General features: G+C 75.9%; 21 protein-coding genes and 1 pseudogene. 11 read left to right on the forward strand and 11 right to left on the reverse strand.

Translation table 11 applies throughout. The annotated features are described in order from the left end of the window. Positions 1-140 precede the first annotated feature (140 nt). From OO57_RS24235 to OO57_RS24260, 6 genes are all read right to left on the reverse strand, one after another. A complete protein-coding gene (locus tag OO57_RS24235) occupies positions 141-1,331 on the reverse strand; it encodes a sensor histidine kinase (protein ID WP_051778180.1) in 1,191 nt (396 codons plus the stop codon). Then, positions 1,331-1,990, reverse strand: a complete 660-nt coding sequence (locus tag OO57_RS24240) for a response regulator transcription factor (protein WP_033254739.1) — start codon at positions 1,988-1,990, stop codon at positions 1,331-1,333. Before OO57_RS24240 ends, OO57_RS24235 begins: the two co-directional genes overlap by 1 nt. 4 nt (positions 1,991-1,994) lie before the next feature. Further along, a complete protein-coding gene (locus OO57_RS24245; protein WP_063737635.1) occupies positions 1,995-2,801 on the reverse strand; it encodes an FAD:protein FMN transferase in 807 nt (268 codons plus the stop codon). A gap of 29 nt (positions 2,802-2,830) precedes the next feature. After that, a complete protein-coding gene (locus OO57_RS24250) occupies positions 2,831-3,295 on the reverse strand; it encodes an FMN-binding protein (protein WP_033254740.1) in 465 nt (154 codons plus the stop codon). Between the two features lie 16 nt (positions 3,296-3,311). Continuing rightward, on the reverse strand, positions 3,312-4,643 hold the full coding sequence (locus OO57_RS24255) for a ferric reductase-like transmembrane domain-containing protein (protein ID WP_234337486.1): 1,332 nt from the start codon (positions 4,641-4,643) through the stop codon (positions 3,312-3,314). Positions 4,644-4,807: 164 nt separating this feature from the next. Next, positions 4,808-5,362, reverse strand: coding sequence for a hypothetical protein (locus tag OO57_RS24260; protein ID WP_033254742.1), 555 nt, complete (start codon positions 5,360-5,362; stop codon positions 4,808-4,810). Between the two features lie 200 nt (positions 5,363-5,562). On the opposite strand from OO57_RS24260, the gene OO57_RS24265 reads away from it, so the two are divergent. Continuing rightward, on the forward strand, positions 5,563-6,600 hold the full coding sequence (locus OO57_RS24265; RefSeq protein ID WP_033254743.1) for a zinc-binding alcohol dehydrogenase family protein: 1,038 nt from the start codon (positions 5,563-5,565) through the stop codon (positions 6,598-6,600). A gap of 213 nt (positions 6,601-6,813) precedes the next feature. Next, a complete protein-coding gene (locus tag OO57_RS24270; RefSeq protein WP_033254744.1) occupies positions 6,814-6,993 on the forward strand; it encodes a hypothetical protein in 180 nt (59 codons plus the stop codon). A gap of 88 nt (positions 6,994-7,081) precedes the next feature. Here the strand turns inward: OO57_RS24270 and OO57_RS24275 are convergent, their stop codons facing one another. Continuing rightward, positions 7,082-7,936 carry a universal stress protein gene (locus OO57_RS24275; RefSeq protein WP_033254745.1) on the reverse strand — a complete coding sequence of 285 codons (855 nt, stop codon included), beginning with the start codon at positions 7,934-7,936 and terminating at the stop codon, positions 7,082-7,084. A 430-nt stretch (positions 7,937-8,366) separates the two neighbouring features. Between OO57_RS24275 and OO57_RS24280 the strand changes: the two genes are divergently transcribed. Together OO57_RS24280 and OO57_RS42855 are read left to right on the forward strand one after the other, a co-directional pair. Then, the gene (locus tag OO57_RS24280) at positions 8,367-8,807 is read left to right on the forward strand and encodes a universal stress protein (RefSeq protein WP_033254746.1); all 441 of its coding nucleotides are present in this window, start codon (positions 8,367-8,369) and stop codon (positions 8,805-8,807) included. A 269-nt stretch (positions 8,808-9,076) separates the two neighbouring features. Continuing rightward, positions 9,077-9,391 carry an HPP family protein gene (locus tag OO57_RS42855; protein WP_051778182.1) on the forward strand — a complete coding sequence of 105 codons (315 nt, stop codon included), beginning with the start codon at positions 9,077-9,079 and terminating at the stop codon, positions 9,389-9,391. 84 nt (positions 9,392-9,475) lie between these two features. Here OO57_RS42855 and OO57_RS45910 read toward each other — a convergent pair. Next, positions 9,476-9,586: pseudogene (locus OO57_RS45910) on the reverse strand (site-specific DNA-methyltransferase); the annotation flags it as partial. 305 nt (positions 9,587-9,891) lie between these two features. Between OO57_RS45910 and OO57_RS24290 the strand changes: the two are divergent. Both OO57_RS24290 and OO57_RS24295 read left to right on the forward strand, forming a co-directional pair. Beyond that, on the forward strand, positions 9,892-11,739 hold the full coding sequence (locus tag OO57_RS24290) for a glycoside hydrolase family 13 protein (RefSeq protein ID WP_106974094.1): 1,848 nt from the start codon (positions 9,892-9,894) through the stop codon (positions 11,737-11,739). After that, positions 11,736-13,385 carry an alpha-amylase family protein gene (locus tag OO57_RS24295; RefSeq protein WP_033254747.1) on the forward strand — a complete coding sequence of 550 codons (1,650 nt, stop codon included), beginning with the start codon at positions 11,736-11,738 and terminating at the stop codon, positions 13,383-13,385. Before OO57_RS24290 ends, OO57_RS24295 begins: the two co-directional genes overlap by 4 nt. An 82-nt stretch (positions 13,386-13,467) precedes the next feature. Here the strand turns inward: OO57_RS24295 and OO57_RS24300 are convergent, their stop codons facing one another. Both OO57_RS24300 and OO57_RS24305 read right to left on the reverse strand, forming a co-directional pair. Then, entirely contained in the window at positions 13,468-13,839 is a 372-nt protein-coding gene (locus OO57_RS24300; protein WP_033254748.1) for a low affinity iron permease family protein, read from the reverse strand. Positions 13,840-13,897: 58 nt separating this feature from the next. Beyond that, positions 13,898-14,911, reverse strand: coding sequence for an SDR family oxidoreductase (locus OO57_RS24305; RefSeq protein WP_033254749.1), 1,014 nt, complete (start codon positions 14,909-14,911; stop codon positions 13,898-13,900). Positions 14,912-15,591: 680 nt separating this feature from the next. Between OO57_RS24305 and OO57_RS24310 the strand changes: the two genes are divergently transcribed. From OO57_RS24310 to OO57_RS24325, 4 genes are all read left to right on the forward strand, one after another. Then, the gene (locus OO57_RS24310) at positions 15,592-16,005 is read left to right on the forward strand and encodes a hypothetical protein (RefSeq protein WP_033254750.1); all 414 of its coding nucleotides are present in this window, start codon (positions 15,592-15,594) and stop codon (positions 16,003-16,005) included. A gap of 127 nt (positions 16,006-16,132) precedes the next feature. Then, positions 16,133-18,136 (forward strand): LodA/GoxA family CTQ-dependent oxidase, encoded by a 2,004-nt coding sequence (locus OO57_RS24315; RefSeq protein ID WP_033254751.1) that lies wholly within the window; start codon positions 16,133-16,135, stop codon positions 18,134-18,136. Further along, positions 18,133-19,251, forward strand: coding sequence for a tryptophan 7-halogenase (locus tag OO57_RS24320; RefSeq protein ID WP_033254752.1), 1,119 nt, complete (start codon positions 18,133-18,135; stop codon positions 19,249-19,251). The genes OO57_RS24315 and OO57_RS24320 overlap by 4 nt, the downstream gene beginning before the upstream one ends. Next, complete coding sequence (locus tag OO57_RS24325; protein ID WP_033254753.1) at positions 19,248-19,970, forward strand: hypothetical protein; 723 nt, start codon at positions 19,248-19,250, stop codon at positions 19,968-19,970. Before OO57_RS24320 ends, OO57_RS24325 begins: the two co-directional genes overlap by 4 nt. 61 nt (positions 19,971-20,031) lie before the next feature. Here the strand turns inward: OO57_RS24325 and OO57_RS46910 are convergent, their stop codons facing one another. Next, entirely contained in the window at positions 20,032-20,739 is a 708-nt protein-coding gene (locus OO57_RS46910; RefSeq protein ID WP_051778183.1) for a TNT domain-containing protein, read from the reverse strand. 32 nt (positions 20,740-20,771) lie between these two features. Here OO57_RS46910 and OO57_RS24335 point away from each other — a divergent pair, with 32 nt between their 5' ends. Beyond that, positions 20,772-21,002, forward strand: a complete 231-nt coding sequence (locus tag OO57_RS24335; RefSeq protein ID WP_158715211.1) for a hypothetical protein — start codon at positions 20,772-20,774, stop codon at positions 21,000-21,002. Positions 21,003-21,007: the final 5 nt, after the last annotated feature.

The raw sequence follows: 21,007 nt of genomic DNA on the forward strand, positions 1-21,007 counted from the left end.
CACCTCCTGGGTGCGTCCCCTCCACCGTCCCGCGCCGTCGGGGCCGTTCCCAGTGCCGCGGGGGCCGCAGCCCGGGGCCGACCGGGGTGGGCCGGGGTGAGCCGGATGGCCCCCCGGACGGTGCGGACGGGCGGGGCCGCTCAGCCGGCCGGTCGGTTGCTGCGGGGGAGGACGACGGTGGCGGTCAGCCCGCCCCGGGGGCGGGCGGTGAGGGTGAGCCGGCCGTGGTGGGCGGTGGTGACGGCGGCGACGATGGACAGGCCGAGGCCCGCACCCTGGGCGGCGGACAGGCGGGTGTGGTCGCCGCGGTGGAAGGGTTCGAGGAACCGGTCGAGGGTGGCGGGGTCGAGGGGCGGTCCGTCGTTGGCGACGACCAGTTCGGCCCGGGCCCCGGGGTGGTCCGCGTCCTGCGGGTGGGTCACCGTCCTGGTGGTCACCCGGACGGTGCCGGCGGCGGGGGTGTACTTGACGGCGTTCGTCAGGAGGTTGGCGACGGCGATCTCCAGCAGCCCGAGGTTGCCCTCCAGGGGGGCCGGGTCCAGGGAGGTCTCCAGCTGGAGACCCCGGTCGCGGGCTTCGGCGGCGACCCGGTCGAGGGCCTCGGCGGTGATGTCGGCCAGGTCGTCGTCGACGACATCGGCGAGGCGCTGTTCGGACCGGGCGAGCACGAGCAGGGAGTCGATCAGGTGCTGGGCCCGGTCGGTGGCCCGGGCGACGTCGTGCGCCATGGCCCGCCACTGGGCCTGGGTGGGGTGCGGTTTGGCGAGCGTGACCTCGGTCGCGGTCCGGGTGACGGCCAGGGGCGTGCGCAGTTCGTGGCTGGCGTTGGCGATGAAGCGGCGCTGGGCCGCGAAGGCGGTGTCGAGGCGCTCCAGCATGGCGTCGAAGGTGTCGCCGAGTTCTTTGAGCTCGTCGGCCGGCCCGGTGAGGGCGAGCCGCTCGTGCAGGGTGGCCTGGCCGGCGCGGCGGGCGGCGGCGGTGATCGCGGCGATGGGGCGGAGCATGCGGCCCGCCACCCACCAGCCGAGGAGCGCGGAGGCGGCGACGACGAGCAGCAGGAGCAGGAAGGCGTCGCGCAGGAGGTGCTCGGTGGCGGCGGAGCGGATCTGGTCGCTGAGGTCGACGAAGTGGTCGTGGTCGGGATCGAAGCGGCTGGGGATCTGGTCGGGGGCCATCGGGCGGAAGATGGCGCGGTAGAAGGCGAAGGTGAGGGCGAACAGGAGGAAGGTGCCGCCGACGGTGAACAGGGCCGCGTAGGTCAGGGTGAGCCGGGTGCGGATGGTCAGCGCGGGCCTGCGCAGCCGGGCGGGGCGGCGGGGCGGGCGGCGCATCACGGGGCGATCCGGTAGCCGGCGCCGACGACGGTCTCGATCAGGTCGGGTGCGCCGAGCTTGCGGCGCAGGCGGTTGACGGTGACCCGCACGGTGTTGGTGAAGGGGTCGGCGTGCTCGTCCCAGGCCCGCTCCAGGAGCTGTTCCTGGCTGAGCACGGCGCCGTCGGCGGAGAGCAGGACCTGGAGCAGGGCGAACTCCTTGGCGGTGAGCGCGACGGGTCGGCCCGCGCGGTGGACCGCCCGGCGCAGGGTGTCCACGGTGAGGTCCCCGCGGGTGAGCAGGGGGGCGTGGGAGCGGCCCCGGCGGGCGAGGGCGCGCACCCGCAGGACGAGTTCGGGGAAGGAGAACGGCTTGCCGAGGTAGTCGTCCGCGCCGAGGGTCAGCCCGTCGATCCGGTCGTCGGTCCCGGCCATGGCGGTCAGCATCAGGACCATGGGCGCGTCGGCACGGCCGGACAGGCGTCGGCAGACCTCGTCGCCGCTGGTGCCGGGCAGGTCCCGGTCCAGGACGAGCACGTCGTAGGCGCCGGCCACGTCGACCTTGTAGAGGGCGTCGTCGCCGTCGTGGCTGACGTCCACGGCCATGCCCTGGTCGCGCAGTCCCTCGGCGATCCGCGCGGCCAGACGTTCCTCGTCCTCGGCGATCAGGATCCGCATGTCCTCATCCTCTCGCGGTGGACGGCTCGGACCCGGCACCCGCGAGCAGGTCGGCCAGGCCCGGGGTGTGGACCGCGGAGCCGTGCGGGTCGACGGTCAGGGACTGGTAGCCGGTGCGGCGGGCGAGGCCGGTGAGCCAGGCGTGGGCCGCCGGCACGCCGCCCGGGCCGCCGGCCCTGGCGAGGGCGGCGGTGGCGTAGCCGTCGGCGAGGGCGAGGTCGGGGCCGGTGACGGTGACCTGGACCAGGGAGGTGGCCGGACGGCCGGTGTGCGGGTCGGTGACGTGCGGGCCGCGTTCGGCGGTTCCGGAGGTGGCCACCGCACCGTCGGTGACGGCGAGCACCGCGAGAACGCCGCCGGGCCGGTGCGGGTCGGTGATCCCGACCCGCCACGGCCGGGGGTCGTCGCCCGCCCGCAGCCGGACGTCGCCGCCCGCGTTGAGGACGTGGCGCGGCAGGCCGCGGGCGGCGGCGAGCGCGGAGGCCCGTTCGGCGGCCCAGCCCTTGACCGCGCCGGAGGGGTCGAACCGAGGGGGGTCACCGACCGCCCAGGCGTCGAAGGAGCCGTCGCTGGCGGCTCTGAGGCGTTCGCACAGCGCCAGCACCTCGTGGAGCTCGGCTCCGTCCGGGTGGTCGGGTAGCGCGGCGAGGTCCAGGCGGCCGTCGCGGATGCGGCTGACCGGACTCTCCGGCTCGAACGGTGAGAACACGCGGTCGATCCGGTGCAGGTGGGCGAAGGCGGCGTCGGCGGCGGTCCGCAGGCGGTCCGGGTCGGTGCCGGCGGGCGCGCTGAGGGAGACGACGGTTCCCATGACACGGGTGGTGCGGGTGGGCACGGCGTTCACCGGTGGGCGGCGTCGAGGGCCGCCTGCAGGGAGGCGGCGTAGCCGGTGGAGGTGTAGGTGGCGCCGGAGACGACGTCGATGTGGGCGCTCTGGGCCTTCATCGCCTCCGCCTTGAGCCGGGGCAGGGCGTAGGCGTCGATCTGGGTGCTGCGGCCTCCTTCGGTCTGCTGCAGCACCGTGACGTCCGTGAGCCTGCCCGAGGTCAGGACGGCCTGCACCTGCACCGGGCCGTAGCGGGTGTCGACCACGCTGCCGGGGAAGGTGCCGCTGACCGCACCGGCTGACGGGGGTGGCGTCGGAGCGGCCGCCGGGGCGCCGGGGGTCGCCGCCCCGGAGGGTGCCGCCGCCGCGGCGGGTGCGGCCAGGGCCGGTCTCGGGCTGCCGCCGGAGGCGGCCTTGGCACCGATCAGCAGGGACAGGCCGGCGCCGGTGGCCAGCAGGGCCGTGGCGGTCTTGCGCACGGGGTGCTCCCTTCGTCTAGAACGCGAACGTCTCACGGTGGATGCGGTGCCTCGGGACGCCGACGAGGCGCAGTTGCCGCTCGACGGCCTCCGCCATGGCGTCCGGCCCGCACAGGTAGACGTCCCGCCGGGCGGCGTCGGGCACGGTGCGGCGCAGCCGGTCGGCGGACAGCGGGTCGTCCGGCCCGTCGGAGCGGGGCCCGAGCAGGGGGTGGAGTGCGAAGCCCCGGCTGCGGGCTATCTCCTGCAGTTCGGACCAGAGCACCAAATCGGCGGGGCGGGACGCCCGGTAGAGCAGGACCACGTCGTCCCCCCGGCCCGGCAGGGTCTCGTAGAGGGCCCGGATCGGGGTGACGCCCGCTCCCCCGGCGATCAGCAGGACCTTGCGGGAGGGGGTGCGGCGCCGGGCGGTGAAGGCGCCGTAGGGGCCCTCGAACCAGACCCGGGTGCCCGGGCGCAGGCGGGCCAGGGCGGCGCTGGAGTCGCCGAGGTCCTTCACGGTGATCCGCCAGTGCCCGGGGGTCGGGGCGGCGGACAGCGAGTAGGGGTGGGACTGCCACCACTGGCCGCGCGCCAGGAACCGCCAACGCGCGAACTGCCCTGCCTGTGCACCGAGTTCGTCCAGCCTCCGGCCGGCGAGGTGGATCGACACCACGCCCGGCCCCTCCGGCACGACCCGCACCACCCGGAGGCGGTGGCGCACCGAGCGGGACAGCGGGAGGGCCACCCGGAAGACCAGCACCGCGAGGGCCACGGCGATGTGGGCTCCGGACCAGAGCAGGCGGTTGCGCGCCGAGGTGGAGAAGTCCGCTCCGACGGAGAACTCGTGGGCGAACGCCAGCCCGGCGGCCGGGTAGACCAGCAGGTGGAGGTGGTACCAGGTCTCGTAGCGCAGTCTGCGGCGCACGGCCCGCGCCGAGAGGGCCCCGACGAGCACGAGCAGGCCGAGGCCCGCGGCGGCGAGCAGCACGTCCGGGTAGTGGAACAGGACGGTGCCCGCCTCGGCGAGCGGGCCCGTCCCCGACTGCCGGGCGTAGCCGAGGACCACCAGCACGGCGTGCGCCGCGGCGAGGAGCACGGTGTACTCGCCGAGCGCGCGGTGCCAGCGGGCCACGACGTCCGAGCCGACCCGGTTCTCCAGCCAGGGGATCCGGGCCATCGACGCGACCAGGAGCAGCAGGAGGTAGGCGGCCAGCAGGCCGGACAGCCGCCCGGCGGCGGCGAGCGCGTCACCGCTGCCTCGGAGCGAGCCGGGGATGGTGTCCTGCCACCAGACCGCCAGCACGGCCGGCACCCCGGCCCAGGCGACCAGGAGGACCGCGGCGGGCCACCACCGGGCCGCTGCCACGGGCGGGCGCGGAGGGCCGAGGGCTCCGTGGCGGGCCCGGTGCGAAGGAGGTGCGCTCATGGTGGACCCGGGGCTCCCATCACTGTGCGGGGTCTTCCGCTCCACTGTCTCCGTCCGGGCATAACACGCCGGTTACAGGGGCAGGGCGCTCCGGCGGCCGGGCGTCAGCTCGGCTGGCGGCGGGTCCAGCGGGGTTCGACCTGCTGCCACTCCGCGTCCCAGCGGGCGTAGCGGCGGCGGTCGAGGACGTGCAGCGCGCCCTTCCAGGTGAGGGTGGCGGCCAGCGGCAGTGCGGTGGCGGTGACCAGGGCGGCGGTCCAGGCCGCCGCGTCGGCCTGGCCGGCGGTGGCGGGCTGCGGGACGACGGCGCCGTCCGCGTCCAGCCAGATCCGCACCGCGGCACCGGCGCGCTGCCCGGTGTCCACCGCGACGGCGGCCCGGTGCGTGGTGTCGGCGGTGGTCCACTCGACCACCGCCGGAACCGTGCGGGTGTCGAGCCCGGCCGCGACGTCCTCGGTGAGCCGCGCCGTCACCGGGTGGCGGTCGGCGACCTGGGCCCGGACGATCCGGGCCTGTTCGTGCTGGACGGTCAGGCCGACGGCGAGTGCCGCCGGGAGCCCGGCGACCGCGAGCGCCAGCAGGATCCGGGACAGCCACCACTGGACGCGGTCGCTGCCCCGCCTGAGCGGGTTCTTCCGTTGCCGCGGATGCGCGCGCACGACGTCCGCCTCCTCACCGGTCGGCCGATGCCCCCTCACCCCCAGCCTCCCGGCGGTCGGAACGGCGGCGCTTGGTCCGAACGGCCCTTTCCCGTCCGGCGACCGGCCCCGGCCGCCGTCCCGTCCCGGACCGGCTCGGCTCGGCACCGTACGGGGGCGGGGGCAGGCTGGTGGAAGGGGGCAGGAGGACGGAGTGCACGATGGACGAGGAACCCCCCTTCGCGGAGGACGGCGCCTGGGTGGTGGCCCGCCCCGGCCCGGTGGGTGCGGACGACGGGCCCGGGCCGCTCGTGCCGGAGCGGCGCGCGCGCCCCGCTCCCGGTGCGGGCGAGATCCTGGTGGAGGTGGAGGCGTGCGGCGTGTGCCGCACCGATCTGCACCTCGCCGAGGGCGACCTGCCGCCACGGCTGCCCCGGTGCACGCCGGGCCACGAGGTGGTGGGGCGCGTGACGGCGCTCGGGGCCGGGGTGGCGGACTTCGCGGTCGGCGACCGGGCCGGGGTGGCCTGGCTGGCCGGGGTGTGCGGGCGCTGCCGGTACTGCCGCGGCGGACGGGAGAACCTGTGCCCGGCCTCGACGTACACCGGCTGGGACCGGCACGGCGGCTACGCCGGCTTCGTCACCGCCGACGCCCGCTTCGCCTACCGGCTGCCCGAAGGGCCGCCCGCCGAGGAGCTCGCGCCGCTGCTGTGCGCCGGGATCATCGGCTACCGGGCCCTGGAGCGGGCCGAACTGCCCGACGGCGGGCTGCTCGGCATCTACGGCTTCGGCGCCTCCGCGCACCTGACCGCCCAGCTCGCCACGGCCCGGGGCGCCCGGCTGGCCGTGTTCACCCGGGGCGCGGCCGCCCGCGACCTGGCGCGGGAGCTCGGCGCGGGCTTCGTCGGCAACTCGTACGACCCGCCGCCCGAACCGCTGGACGCCGCGATCCTGTTCGCCCCCGCGGGCGAACTCGTCCCGGTCGCCCTGGCCGCGCTGGACCGCGGCGGCACCCTCGCCGTGGCGGGCATCCACCTCACCGACGTGCCCGTCCTGAACTACCGTCAGCACCTCTTCCAGGAGCGGACGCTGCGCAGCGTCACCGCCAACACCCGGGCCGACGGACGCGCGTTCCTGGCCGAGGCCGCCCGGGTCCGGCCGGTGGTGCGGGTGAACCGCTACCCGATGCGGCGCGCGGACGCCGCGCTCGCCGACCTCGCCGCCGACCGGGTGACCGGCGTCGCGGTGCTGGTCGCGTAGCGCCGGGGGGCAGCCCGCGGGCCGCCTCCGTGGACGTGCCTCCCACGGCCGCCACCGGGCGGGCTTCCGGGTCGGATCGGCCGCCGCGCCGGGAGCCCGGGTCCGGGTGCTGCGGCGTACCGGCCCGGTCGATCACCCCCTTCACGACGGTGCGGTCCTTCGTCGGGCGGCGGGCACGGGCGTGTTCCCCTCGGGGCGTGTTCCCCTCGGGGCGTGTTCACCTGGCAGGCGGGGCGGTGGGTCGCGTTCGAGGAGACCGCTTCGACGCGGAGCCGCGCGGGGCCGGAGCGCCCCGGGGCCGACGGTTTCGCGGTCGGCGATCCCGGCACCGTCGGGCAGGTGCGCTTCCGGGCCGGACCCGGACTCTGGCTCGCCGACCACCTGAAGACCTGAACCGGCGCCGACCCGTCGCACCTCGGCGGACGCGCAGCGGAACCACCTGGACGGGGCCGGCAGGAGGACGGGCCGCCCGAGGCGTCCGTCAGTAGCAGGGGACGACCGCGACCGGGCAGCGCGCGTGGTGCAGCACGGCGTGGGCGACGGCTCCCAGGTGCGGCCCCACCGGGACCCGGCGGGTGCGGCGTCCGATCACCAGGAGCTGCGCCCCGTCGCCGGCCCCGACGACGGCCCGGGCTCTCGGCCCTCGGACGGTCTCCGCCGTCACCCGGACGTCGGGGTGGCGCCGCCACCCCGGTTCCAGGGCCTCGGTGAGCCGCCGCCGCTCCGCGATCTCCAGTTCCGCGAGTTCGACCGGGCCCAGGTACTCCGCGCCGGTCGGCGGTTCCCAGGCCCGGACCGCGTGCAGCCGGGCCGAGCGCAGCGCCGCGCACTCCAGGGCGAAGTCGACGGCCGGAGCGGCCTCGGGGCGCAGGTCGGCGGCGAGGACGACCGGCCCCGGCCCGTCAGCGGTGGTCCCACCGCCCGCCGGGTCGGCGGTGCGGACCAGGACGGTCGGGCACGCGGCGCGGCCCGCGACGGCGAGGCCCACCGATCCGGGCACGAACCCGCGCACCGGCCCCAGCGCCCGGGAGCCGAGCACCAGCATCGTGGCGCTGCGGCCCGCCGCCTCCAGGGCCTGCGCCGGGTCCTCGGGGACGTGGACGGCGGACACCGCGACGCCCGAGCGCCCGGCGCGGAGTTCGACCTCCTGCCGGGCCAGGCGCTGCCGCGCCCACCGCTGGGCGTCCGGGGTGCCGAGGACGTGGGGACCGCGCCACGGCCAGGCCTGGAGGAGTTCCAGCGGCAGGCCGCGCCGTTCCGCTTCGGACGCGGCCCAGTGCGCGGCCGCTGCGCTCTCGTCCGTGCCGTCGAAGCCGACGACGATCGGCGCGTCCATCGGTGCCTCCTCCACTCGCCCCACCCGCCCGGCGCCCTGCCGGGTCTCGCCCCCCGCCACGCCCCGACGTCGGTACGGCGTCGGCCGTCCCGACGCCGTCCACGGGTTCAGCGGGGGCGGGGCAAGGCCCGGTCGGGCGCTCCGCGATCCGGACGCGTGCCACGGTTGCCCCTCCCGCGGGGCGCTGCCTCCATGCTCCCGCCGTTCTGCCGTCCGTTGTCGGGGCCGGGCGGCCCGTCCTCCCGCCCGGTCGGACCCGTCCCTCCTGGGCCGAGTGGCCTGCGCGGGCCGCCGGTCCCCTCGCGCGAGCGCCGACCCCGTCCGCCGGGCCCGAGGGCTGCCCCGGTCGTCCCCCGCCGGGCGGTCTCCGGTGGACCGGCGGGGGCGGGGTGCGGATGGTGGTGCGGGGGTACGAGAAGCGGAGGACAGCATGACCACGGAGAACGAAGGCTCGTCGCGGATCGTGGCGGGCGTGGACGGATCGCCCTCCGCCCGGACGGCGCTGGCCTGGGCGGTGCGGCAGGCCGAACTGACCGGGGCGGCGGTGGACGCGGTGACCGCCTGGCAGTACCCGGCGGGTTACGGGTGGCCCGCCCCGGTGCTGCAGTCGTTCGACTTCGCCGCCGCTGCCGGGCAGGCGCTGGCCGAGGCGGTGGAGGCGGTGGCGACCCGGCACGAAGGCGTGGAGATCCGGCAGCACGTCGTCCAGGACCACCCGGCGACCGCGCTGCTGGCCGCCGCCGACGGCGCGGAGCTGCTCGTGGTCGGCAACCGCGGCCGCGGCGGGTTCGCCGGGACGCTGCTCGGCTCGGTCAGCCAGCACTGCGTCCACCACGCGCGCTGCCCGGTGGTCGTCGTCCGGACCGACTGACCGCGGCGACGGGACGGGTCGGCCCGAACCCCCGGTCAGGGCCGACCGGCCCCGGTGCGGCGCTCCCCGGCGGGACGAGACTGGTGGGCAGAACCGACCCGCCCGGCGGGCACGACGGAGGCCGCCGGGTCCGGTCCCGCACGGATCCGCCGGAGACCGAGGCCCCGGACCATGGACGAGAGCACCACCCCGCAGCGGCCGCGCACCAAGCGGTGGACGCTCCGACTGGACCTGTTCGAGGAGGGCGACACCACTCCGCCCGGCAACTGATGACCAGCCCGGTCGTCACCGCCCGCCCCGACTGGGGCCTGGTCGAGACCGCCCGGGTCATGCACCACGGACGGCTCAAGCACCTGCCCGTGGTCGACGGCGATGGCCGGCTGACCGGCGTCGTCAGCCGCTCCGACCTGCTGCGCCCGCTGCTGCGCGACGACGAGGAGATCCGCCGGGAGATCGTCGACGACGTCCTGCTCGGCTCCCTCCGGCTGCCCGCCTACGCGGTGCGGGTCGCCGTCGCGGGCGGGGTGGTGACGCTCACCGGCACGGCGGCGGTGCTGATCGAGCGGGCGGTCCAGGAGGTCTGACCGGACGGCGAGGGCGGCCGGAGCGTGGTGCTCCGGCCGCCCTTTCGCGTCTGCGGCTGCTGAGGGTTCTGGGGGCTCCCACGCTCACGCCTCCGGTCCGGCGAGGACGAAGTCGTCCTGGGTGAGTTCGGCGCGCAGGCGCTGTTCGGCGATCTCCGCGTAGTGGGGGGAGAGTTCGACGCCGATGGGGTTTCGGCTCCTGCCTCCAGTCCGAGAAGGCGCAGCCCGTCGAGGCCGCCGGGGAGGACGGCGGGCTGGGCGCGCCGACGGTGCCGCCGGGGGCGTCGGTCCCGGGCAGGACCCGGGCAGGACCCGGGCGAGGAGGTTGAGCGCCTCGGTGGCGTTCCTGGCGGGCGCGGCTTCCTCGTCCGGAGCCTCCCGGCCGCGGTCGGGCCGAACCGGTCCGGTGGATCCCGCGGCGGGGGGAAGGCGGAGTCCGTGACCGGTGCGGGAACGGAAGGAGGACGGGCGCGGTGAGCGAGGACGGAAGGGGTGCTCCGGTGGACCGGAGGAACGGCGGGAGCCCGGCGGAGGCGGACGGGGCGTGGTGGCGGTCGGCGGTCGTCTACCAGGTATACCCCCGCAGCTTCGCGGACTCGGACGGCGACGGGATCGGCGACCTGGACGGCATCACGTCACGGCTCGACCACCTCGCCGAGCTGGGCGTCGACGTGCTGTGGCTGTCGCCGGTGTACCCGTCGCCGCAGGCCGACAACGGCTACGACATCAGCGACTACCAGGACGTCGACCCGCTCTTCGGTGACCTGGCGGCGTTCGACCGGCTGCTGGCGGCCGTGCACGCGCGCGGCATGCGGCTGGTGATGGACCTGGTGGTGAACCACACCTCGGACCGGCACCCGTGGTTCCAGGAGTCCCGCGACCCGGCGAGCCCCAAGCGCTCCTGGTACTGGTGGCGGCCCCGGCGCGAGACCGCCGCCCCCGAGGCCGCCGCCCCCGAGGCCGCCGAGCCGCGCGGCGCCGAGCCGAACAACTGGGGCTCGTTCTTCTCCGGCCCGGCCTGGACGTACGACGAGGCGTCCGGCGCGTACTACCTGCACCTGTTCGCCCCGGGGCAGCCGGACCTCAACTGGGAGGAGCCGGCGGTGCGGCAGGCGGTGTACGCGATGATGCGCTGGTGGCTGGAGCGGGGCGTGGACGGCTTCCGGATGGACGTCGTCAACCTGATCTCCAAGGACCCGGCCCTGCCGGACGGCCCGCTGCGCGGCGACGGCCCGTACGGCGACGGCTCGCCGTCGTACCTCTGCGGGCCGAGGGTGCACGAGTACCTCCGGGAGATGCACCGCGAAGTGTTCGCCCGCCACCCGGGCCGGCTGCTGACGGTGGGGGAGATGCCGGGGGTGACGGTCGAGGAGGCGCGGCTGTTCACCGACCCGGCGCGGGCCGAGGTGGACATGGTCTTCCAGTTCGAGCACGTCAGTCTGGACCACGGCCCCGGCGGGAAGTTCGACCCGCGGCCGCTGCGGCTCACCGACCTGAAGGCGTCGCTGGCCCGCTGGCAGCGGGGCCTGGCCGAGACCGGCTGGAACAGCCTGTACTGGAACAACCACGACCAGCCCCGGATCGTCTCCCGGTTCGGCGACGACGGCCCCCGCCACCGGGCCCGTTCCGCGACGATGCTCGCCACCGTCCTGCACCTGCACCGCGGCACCCCGTACGTCTACCAGGGCGAGGAACTGGGCATGACCAACGCCCCGTTCGCCTCGATCGACGACTTCCGCGACATCGAGTCGCTCAACCACTACGCGCAGGCCCTCGCGGCCGGACAGGACCCGGAGGAGGTGCTGCGCGGGCTGCGGGCGATGGGGCGGGACAACGCCAGGACCCCGATGCAGTGGGACGCCTCGCCGGGCGCCGGGTTCAGCACCGGCACCCCGTGGATCGCGGTCAACCCGAACCACACCACCGTCAACGCCGCCGACGCCCGGCGCGACCCCGGCTCGGTCTACCACCACTACCGGCGGCTGATCGCGCTGCGCCACCGCGAACCGGCCGTCGTGCACGGCGACTTCACCCTGCTGCTGCCCGAGGACGAGCGGGTGTACGCCTTCACCCGCCACCACCGGGGCACCACCCTGCTGGTCCTCGGCAACTTCACCGGCGAGCACGTGCCGGTCGACCTGCCGCCGCGCTGGCGGGCGGCCGAACTCGTCCTCGGCAACCTGCCCGACGACGGCTCCCGGCGGCCCGGCGCCCCCGCCGTCCTGGCGCCCTGGGAGGCGCGCGTGCACCGCCTCGCCGAAACCGGAGGGACCACCGGAACCGCAGGAACCGGACGGTCCGCAAGAAGCGAACGGTCCGCAGGAACCGAAGGGGAGGACGCCCGATGAGACTGACCGAGACCGCCGACCTGTGGTGGAAGAACGCGGTGGTGTACTGCGTGGACGTCGAGACCTTCCAGGACGGCAACGGGGACGGCGTGGGCGACTTCCCCGGCCTCACCCAGCGGATCGACCACCTGGTGCGGCTCGGCGTGACCTGCCTGTGGCTGATGCCCTTCCACCCGACCCGCGAACGCGACGACGGCTACGACATCACCGACTACTACGCCGTGGACCCCCGCCTGGGCACCCTCGGCGACTTCACCGAGTTCGTCCGCACCGCCCGCGACCGGGGACTGCGGGTCATCGCCGACCTGGTCGTCAACCACACCTCCGACCACCACCCGTGGTTCCGGGACGCCTGCTCCGGCCGGGACGCCCGCCTGCGCGACTGGTACGTGTGGTGCGACACCCCGCCCCAGGACGGCCCGCAGGGCGTCACCTTCCCCGACGCCGAGCAGAGCCTGTGGCAGTACCACGAGCCCACCGGCCAGTACTACTTCCACCGCTTCTACAAGGAGCAGCCCGACCTCAACATCACCAACCCCGAGGTCCGCGACGAGATAGCCCGGATCACGGGCTTCTGGATGCAGCTCGGCCTGTCCGGCTTCCGGGTCGACGCGGTGCCGTTCCTGCTGGAGACCGCCGGGCAGGTGGACGCCGACGACCTGCCCGACCCGCACGCGTACCTGGCCGACCTGCGCTCCTTCCTCGGCCGCCGCAACGGCGAGGCGGTGCTGCTGGGCGAGGTCAACCTGCCCTACGAGGACACGCTCCGGTTCTTCGGCGACCCCGCCTCGGGCGGCGACGAGCTGACGATGTGCTTCGACTTCATCGGCATGCAGCGGATGTACCTGTCGCTGGCCAGGCAGCAGGCCGCCCCGCTGGCCGACGCGCTGCGCGAACGCCCGCAGCCGCCCCGCGACGCGCACTGGGCGACGTTCGTGCGCAACCACGACGAACTCACCCTCGACAAGCTCTCGAAGTCCGAACGCGACGAGGTCTTCACCGCGTTCGGCCCCGAGGCCGACATGCAGCTGTACGGCCGGGGCCTGCGCCGCCGCCTGCCCCCGATGGTCGGCGGCGACCGGCGCCGGATCGAGCTCGCCTACAGCCTGCTGTTCACCCTGCCCGGCACGCCGGTGCTCTTCTACGGCGAGGAGATCGGCATGGGCGAGAACCTCGCCGCCGACGGGCGGCTCGCCGTCCGCACCCCCATGCAGTGGGCCCCGGGGCCCACGGGGGGCTTCTCCGAGGCCGACCCGGCCCGCTACCCCCGGCCGCTGACCCGGGGCGCCTTCGGCCCCGAACACGTCAACGTGCGCGACCAGGCCCACGACCCGCACTCGCTGCTGGCCCGGATGCGCTCCTTCGTCCAGGGCTACCGCGAGGCCCCCGAACTGGCCTGGGGTCGCTGCGAGGTGCTCGACACGGGCGACCCCGCCGTCCTCGCCCACCTCAGCTCCACCGGAGACGGTGCCGTCCTGGTGCTGCACAACTTCGCCGACCGGCCGGTCACCGCCACCGCCGCCGGGGCGCCGGACGGCCCGCTGACCGACGTCCTCACCGGGGCCGCCGTCGACCGGGCGGCGGGCGCACCGCGCGTCGAGCTGCCGCCGTACGGCTACCGCTGGCTGCGGGTGGGCGAGCCCTGATCCGCGTGCCCGGGTCGGCACGTTCGAGGGCGGGCCGACCCGGTGCCGGCCCGGTGCCGGCCCGGTGCCGACCCGCCGCCGCTCAGACCCGCTCCTCCATCCGGATCGCCGCGCGCAGCTCCCGGTGCGCCTGGTCGCCGTCGCCCGCGTGCTGCTCCAGCAGGGCGGCGGCGATGGCGTCCAGCTTGCGCTGCAGCGCGTGCTCCGCGCGGCGCTCCGCGTTCTTCAGCAGGGCCAGCAGCACCAGCGTGACGGCGGTCATCACGTCACCCGCGAGGATCTGCCACTCGGTCGACAGGCCCAGCGCGTGCACCACGAAGAAGCCCGCCACCAGCAGCAGGCAGAACACCGAGAACACCGGCGAGCCGCTCAGGTTGGACGCGGTCTCGGCGAGCCGCTCGAACCGGCCCCGCCCGTCGTCGGTGCGCTCGGCGGGGTGCGGGAAGACGGTCATCCGACCCTCCCCGCACGGCGGTCCGCCGGTGCGTCGGCCCCGCGCCGGGGCGCGGGCGTCACCGCCGGCGCCCGAGGTAGGTGCCGATCGCCGCGGCGGCGGCGGTGGCGGCGAGGGCCCCCGCGACGACGCCCCGGTGGGTGGTGGCCCACAGCTGCGGGCTCCGGTCGCTGGAGCTGCCGGAGAAGCGGCCGCGCGCGCCGCGGTCCTCCCGGTCGTCCACGGGCTCCCACAGGTTGGCCGGATCGTCGCCGTCGCGCGGCTGGTCGGTCTGCTGGGAGTCCAGCCCGGTCCGGGCGAGGTAGCGGTCCAGCAGGCCCGGCACCACCGCGTTGGCGACCAGGGTGGCGACCGTGCTGCCGCCCACCCAGTACTCGCGCCGCTCCGGGTGGTCGGCCGCGTGGACGACCGCCCGGGCCGCCACCTCGGGCTGGTAGATCGGCGGGACGGGCTGCGCGCGCTCCGGAAGCCGGGAGAGCACCCAGTCGAACTGCGGGGTGTTCACCGCCGGCATCTGCACCATCGTGGTGCGCACCCCCGTCCCGGTGGCCAGCAGCTCGCAGCGCAACGCCTCGTGCCAGCCCTGCAGCGCGTGCTTGGCCCCGCTGTAGGCGCTCTGGAACGGGATGCCCCGGTAGGCGAGGGCGGAGCCGACGTGCACCAGCGTCCCCCGGTCGCGCGGCAGCATGCGGCGCAGGGCGGCCTGGGTGGCGTACACGTAGCCGAGGTAGGTCACCTCGGTGACCCGGCGGAACTCCTCCGCCGAGATCTCGCTGAAGGGCGCGAAGACGGAGGTGAACGCGTCGTTCACCCACACGTCGATCGGCCCCAGTTCGCGCTCGACGCGTTCGGCGGCCGCCTCGACGGCCCGGGGATCGCTGACGTCGGCCTCGATCACGACGGCCCTCGTGCCCGCCTTCCGGGCCTCGGCGGCGGCTGCTTCCAGCCCGGCGCTGCCGCGGGCGATCAGGGCGAGGCGGTCGCCGCGCGCGGCGAACGCCCCGACGCACGCCCGCCCGATTCCTGCACTGGCGCCGGTGATCACCACGACGCGTGAAGTGGGTGTGGTCATGCCCTGTGGTGTGTCCGGTCGTTCGTAACGCAAACCGGCCTGACCGGGCGTCCCGGGCCCGGTCGGGGCCCGGTCGGGGCCCGGTCGGGGCCCGCGGCTGCCACCTCCCCCGCCGACCTCGCGCACCACCCCGACCTGCGGGTGCTGCTGACCACGGCCGCAGACGTGATCAGCCGGACCGACGACTTCTCCTTCCTGCGCCGTGAGGAGGGTGCGGGCGCCACCAGCGTCCTGGTCCGGGGCCCGGTCCTGGAGCACCGCCACCGGCCGAACCGGCGGCAGGCCCCGGACGAGGCGACCGCGGCGCTCGACCGACGGGCCGGGGAACTGCACGGACTCGCCCGGAAGACGCCCCGGTCGGCCCGGACCCCGGCGGGACGCGCCCCTGGCCGCGTACGCGCGGGAGGGTCCTCGACCGGACGGCCGGCCACGAGCGCCGGTGCGCGGCCACCGAGCGCTACGCGTAGCGCCGCGGCGGGCGGGAGGTGTGTAACGGGCCAGTAATCGCGCCGGGTCTAGCGTGCGGTGCTGTCAGGTCCCGGCGTCCACTCCCCAGGTGCGCGGGCGGGTCGGGGCCGCTCCCCCGCACCCTCTCCCCCAGGAGCCGTCCATGCACGTGCCCCGTACGCCCGGCCGCAGACGCGCCGTGTGGGCGGCGATCGCGGGAGGCCGCCTGGGAGTTGACGCGGGGGCGCAGCGCGGAGGGACACCGCTCGGCCCGCGCCGAACTGCCCGCCCGCGGCCTGGAGGCCCGCCGCGGCGGCACCCCCGTCCGCCCGCTGGCCGCCGAACTGCTCCGCCTGGCCCGCGCCGGTCTGGAGGCCCGCGTCGCCGCCGGGCTGGAGCCCCCGCACGTGCCCGCCCTCCTCGACCCGCTGGACGAGATCGCCGCCACCGGCCGCACCTTCGCCCACCAGCGCCTGGAGCGCTGGCACGGCGACCTGCGCACCGACCCGGCCCGCTACGTCGCCGCCCACCGGGTCCGACGCACCCGCAGCGGCGGGCGGCGCCGGGGGGTGGAACGCGTCCGGGCGCGCGGCGTGCTCGGGGCGGCGCGCGCCGGGCCGTGCCGTGCGCGCCCGGCATTCAGGTGAGTTCGGTGCGCCCGGGGTCGCGGAAGCCGTTGCGCCGACCGATTCCTTCGAGCACGACCCGTCGGGGCGGAGCGGCGGTCCAGCTCGCCCGCGCCTCCGCCCCGTCCACGAGAGGACAGCGCGACCGATGACAGACGAGATCGCCTACGCGAAGATCCACCCCGCGATCGGGGTGGCCCGCGTCGGCAACAGCACCGCCGCGGACGGCTGGTTCCACGGTCCCGAGACGCCCGCGCCCGAACCGGCACCGGTCGGTTTCTACAAGGACGCCGCCGGCGCGATCAAGCGCCAGGCCGCCCGGTTCCGGATCTACGGCTACGACGCCCAGCACCGCGTGGTGCGGGAGCTGAAGCCCTCCGAGGCCGGGGTGGAGGTCGAGTGGGCGGTGCACGTGGCCAACCGCAAGGCCGCCTGGTACAACTTCGACCTCGCCCTCGACATCCCCGACATGAAGGGCATGGCGTCCCAGCTCCGCAACGCCAAGCCCGACCACGCGGACCGCTCCCACCTGGTCATCGACCCCGGCCGCAAGACGCTGCCCCCCGGCAGCAAGGGGCCGGTGGAGTTCACCGGCGGCTCCTGCTTCGGCGTCCCCGTCCCGCTGGGCCGGATGCAGGCCGACGAGGAGGGGCGGCTGGTCGTCCTCGGCGGCGCCGGCACCTCCGCCTCCCCCGGCGGCGAGCCGCTGGTCTCCTTCGGCAACAACGACGGCTGGTACGACGACACCTCCGACGGCCCGGTCACCGCGACCCTGAAGCTGAACGGCAGGGCCGTCGAGGTCAAGGGCGCCTGGGTGGTGGTCGGCCCGCCCAACTTCGCCCCGGACGTGAAGACCCCGCGCACCCTGTGGGACCTGCTGCACGACGTCTTCCGCCCCGAGCAGCCCGTCGGCGCGAGCGAGGAGGTGGTGTTCGAGCGGGACATCAGGCCGATCCTGCACCGCTTCTGCGAACTCCAGTGGGTCAACAAGGGCTACGCCACCCACTACGGCTTCGGCGGCCCCGAGGACTTCATGGCCCCCGCCCTGTACGACCGGCTCTCCAGCAAGGCCGAGCGCAACCGGGAGCTGCGCCGCCAGGTGTTCACCGCGATGCGCGACTACGAGCGCGACGGCGGCCGCTCCCCGCTGCCCTGGCCGTGGTTCTACGGCGACGGCATGGCGAGCAGGCCCAAGTCGCAGTTGCAGTACATGACGCTCTCCCCCACCCAGATCGCGCAGTTGGAGAAGTGGGCGGACGGGGAGTTCAGCACCGCCGCCGTCCCCGGCGTCCCGGCCCGGCTGGAGGACGCGCCCCTCGCCGAGCAGCCCGGCCTGCTGGACCGCGCCGCCCTGGACTTCTGCCTCGCCGACGCCTTCCACCCCGGCTGCGAGGTCACCTGGCCGATCCGGCACACCACCATGTACCAGGAGCCGTTCCGGATCCTGCACCGCGCCGAGAACGACCCCGAACCCGACTACGGCCCGCAGCTGAGCGCCGAGCGGGCCCTGGGCGCCGACGGCCCGCTGCACGCCCAGCCGCCCGGCGGGCTGACCCGCTGGATGGCGATCCCCTGGCAGACCGACACCGCCAGCTGCCGCTCCGGCTACGAGTTCAAGGCCCTGCCCAAGGGCCGCTACGACCCGCACCTGCCGACCTTCTGGCCCGCCCGGGTGCCCAACCACGTGTTCACCGAGGAGGACTTCCGGATCGTCAACAAGGAGAAGGACGCGGCCGGTTCGGAGGAGCAGCGACTGGACGCGTTCGCCCGCCGGGCCTCCTGGCTGCGCGGCCTGCGCGGCGAGTACAAGGAGCAGCTCGTCCAGGCGACCCACGAGTGGCACCACTTCGGCATCGTGGAGACCCGCCGCTACACGGTCGGCGACGGCAGGTTCCCCGCCACCGTCCAGGTCGAGTCGAAGCCGGGCTTCCCGCTGGAGGGCGTCTCGCCCGACCGCAACCTGGTGACCGTGCACGTCCCGGAGGCCACCGTGCTGGACACCGCCGCCTACAGCGGCGTGCTCGGCGACGTCGCCGAGCGGACCGGCTACAGCGCCGAGGAGATCACGGTCGGCTACATCGACAAGCTCGACCCGTTCGGCGAGGAGTCCGCCAACGGCGGCGGCGCCCGCCCCGCGGACGGCGGCGCGTGAGCCCGGCCGCACCCGCCGCGTCCCGAGCCCCCCGCGTCGACGTGGTCGTGGCGGGCGGCGGCCCGGCGGGTGCGGCCGCCGCCCTCGCCCTGGCCCGGGCGGGCCGGACGGTGCTGCTGGCCGACGCCGGACGCGGCCCGGCCCCGGTCGGCGAGGCGCTGCCCGCCGCCGCCCGCGTCCTGCTGCGCGACCTGGGCGCGGACGGCGCCCTGGCGGACGGCCACCTGCCCTGCCCGGCCAACCGCTCCGCGTGGGGCGGCCCGGCGCTCGCCTCGACCGACAGCATCCTCGACCCGCACGGCCACGGCTGGCACCTCGACCGGCCCCGCTTCGACCGCCAACTGCGCGCCCGCGCCCGGGCCCAGGGCGTCCGCCTCGCCGAGCGCACCACCGCCCGCCCGCTGGCCCGCACCCCCGACGGCGGCTGGACGGTGCGGCTGGGCGAGCGGGACACGGTCCGCTGCCGGTGGATCGTGGACGCCACCGGCCGCCGGGCCGCCGTCGCCACCGCCCGCGGGGCCCGGCGGCTGGTCGGTGACCGGCTGCTCGCCGTCCACCTCACCCTCGGCCCCGCCGCGGAGGGCGCCGACACCACCACCACGGTCGAGGCGGCCCCCGACGGCTGGTGGTACACCGCACCGCTGCCCACCGGCCACCGCCTGCTCGCCTGGTACACCGACGCGGACCTGCCCGCCGCCCGGGCCGACCTCGTCGACCGGCTCGCCCGCACCCGCCACGTGCACCCCCTCGCGGGCGCCCACCCCTGGCCCCCCGGCACCGCGCCCCGGCGCGCGCCCGCCCACACCGCGCACCTCGACACCGTGCACGGCGACGGCTGGACGGCGGCCGGGGACGCCGCCGCCGCGTTCGACCCGCTGTCCTCGCAGGGCATCCTGACCGCCCTGTTCACCGGCCTGCGGGCCGGACAGGCCGTGCACGCCCACCTGGACGGCGACCCGGGCGCACTGCCCGGCTACGCCGACGACCTCGCCGCCGTCCGCTCCCTCTACCTGCGCAACCGGCGCACCCACTACGCCGCCGAACAGCGCTGGCCCGACCGGCCGTTCTGGCAGCGCCGCCACACCCCCACCACCCACGAGGAGACCTCCGCATGAACGCCGAAACCCTGCCCGACACCCTGAGCGCCGACGCCGCCGACCGGCACGGCCACCGCTTCCTGCTGATCGGCCGGAAGAAGGTCTTCAGCTACCACCTGGGCCTGTACAACGTCCCGGTCCACGCCTTCCAGCTGATCACCTCCTTCGACCTGCCCACCGCCCTGCTCGACACCTACCTGGCGGACCTCGACGCGCACGAGGACCAGCAGGTCTACTACTCGCTGTTCTCCGAGGGCCACTGGCCGCTGAGCGAGATCACCGAGGGCACCCGGACCTCGCTGCCGGTCGAGTTGGAGCGCGTCACCGTCGACGCCGAGGGCAAGCGGAAGTTCACCCCCCTCCTGGACGCCGTCGACGCCGGCTGCCGCAAGGAGGACGTGGTGCACTACCGGCCGCTCGTCCGCGACGCCGGCTACCCCGACTTCCTGACCGAGCTGGTCTTCGGCCAAGGCGACGAGGTCCACCTCGCCCACGCCCTGGCCGGCGCCCCGAACTGGGACGAGGTGGTCACCACCGTCGCCCCGCAGGGCTTCCGGCCCGCCGACCTCGCCCCCGCGGCCACCCTCACCGTCCCCTCCGTCAAGGACCCGCACGCCGCCGTCCCGAAGAGCCCGCTGACCCCCGGCACCCGCCACGAGGGGAAGATCGGCGACCGCGCCGTCTCCTTCACCGTCGGCCGCCAGGGCTGGTGGAACCACACCTCCCTCAACGGCTGACCCCACGACCGTGCCCCGCCGGGTTCCCGCCCGGCGGGGCACGCCCGCGCCGTCCGGGCCGTCAGGCGCCGGTGGGGGTCACCGCGCACTGCTGGTCGTCGACGACCTCCAGGTACTTCTCCTTGACGAGGACGTCGATCTTGTACTCCTGGCCGTCGAGCTGCTCGGGCTTGAGGTCCTTGTCCAGCCACTCTTGGACGCCGCCGCCGGGCATGCCGAAGAAGGCGGCGGTGTGCCCGCGCCGGACGTCGAACTCCTGCAGGACGTTCAGGCAGTGGTACGCCTTGCCGTCGCCGTCGGGGTTGAGCGCGTCCGGGGTCAGCGAGCGCTGGACGAACGGCGTGCCGGGGTCGGAGAGGTAGCCGCCCTTGAGCGGGCCGAAGCGGTCCAGCTCGGTGCCGACCGGCACGGTCCACCGCGTCATGTCGACCTTGCCGTCGAGCTTCTGGAAGCCGCGGTCGGGCGCGAACTGCCAGTCGCCCTTGTCCGTGGCGTACAGCTTCACGAAGTGGGTGGCGCTGAGCCCGCCGAAGCGCTGGTAGCCCCGCAGCAGGGTGGCGACCGGTTCGGTGTTGGGCAGGACGGCGGGGCCGAGCCGCGCCTCGTTGCAGTAGTACGGGCCCGGGAGCTCGTTCGGCGGGTTGGGGCAGTCGTCGGGGACGGCCCGGACGGCACCGGGCTGGGCGGCGACGGCGTCCCCGACGGCCGCGACGGCGGTGAGCGGCAGGGCGCAGGCGAGGGCGGCGGTGAGCAGGGGGCGAAGGCGCACGTGGCGCTCCGTTCTGTGAGGGGGGTGGACTGATGCGTCGTGGAACGCGGTGGGGCGGTCAGCGGGTGCGCGGACGGGACCAGGGCGCGGTCGGCGCCCGCGCCCACCTCGCCGCCGGACGCCCCGCCGAGGCCGCCCGGATCGCCGCCGCCGAAGCCGCCCGCGCCCACGCCAGCGGCGAACGCCTCGCCGAGACCGAGGCCCTCATCGCCCACGCCACCGCCGCCACCCGCCTCGGCGACGACGCCACCGCCCGCATCTGACTCAT

Origin of the sequence: Kitasatospora phosalacinea, assembly GCF_000717185.1 — a bacterium.
GTDB lineage: Bacteria > Actinomycetota > Actinomycetes > Streptomycetales > Streptomycetaceae > Kitasatospora > Kitasatospora phosalacinea_A.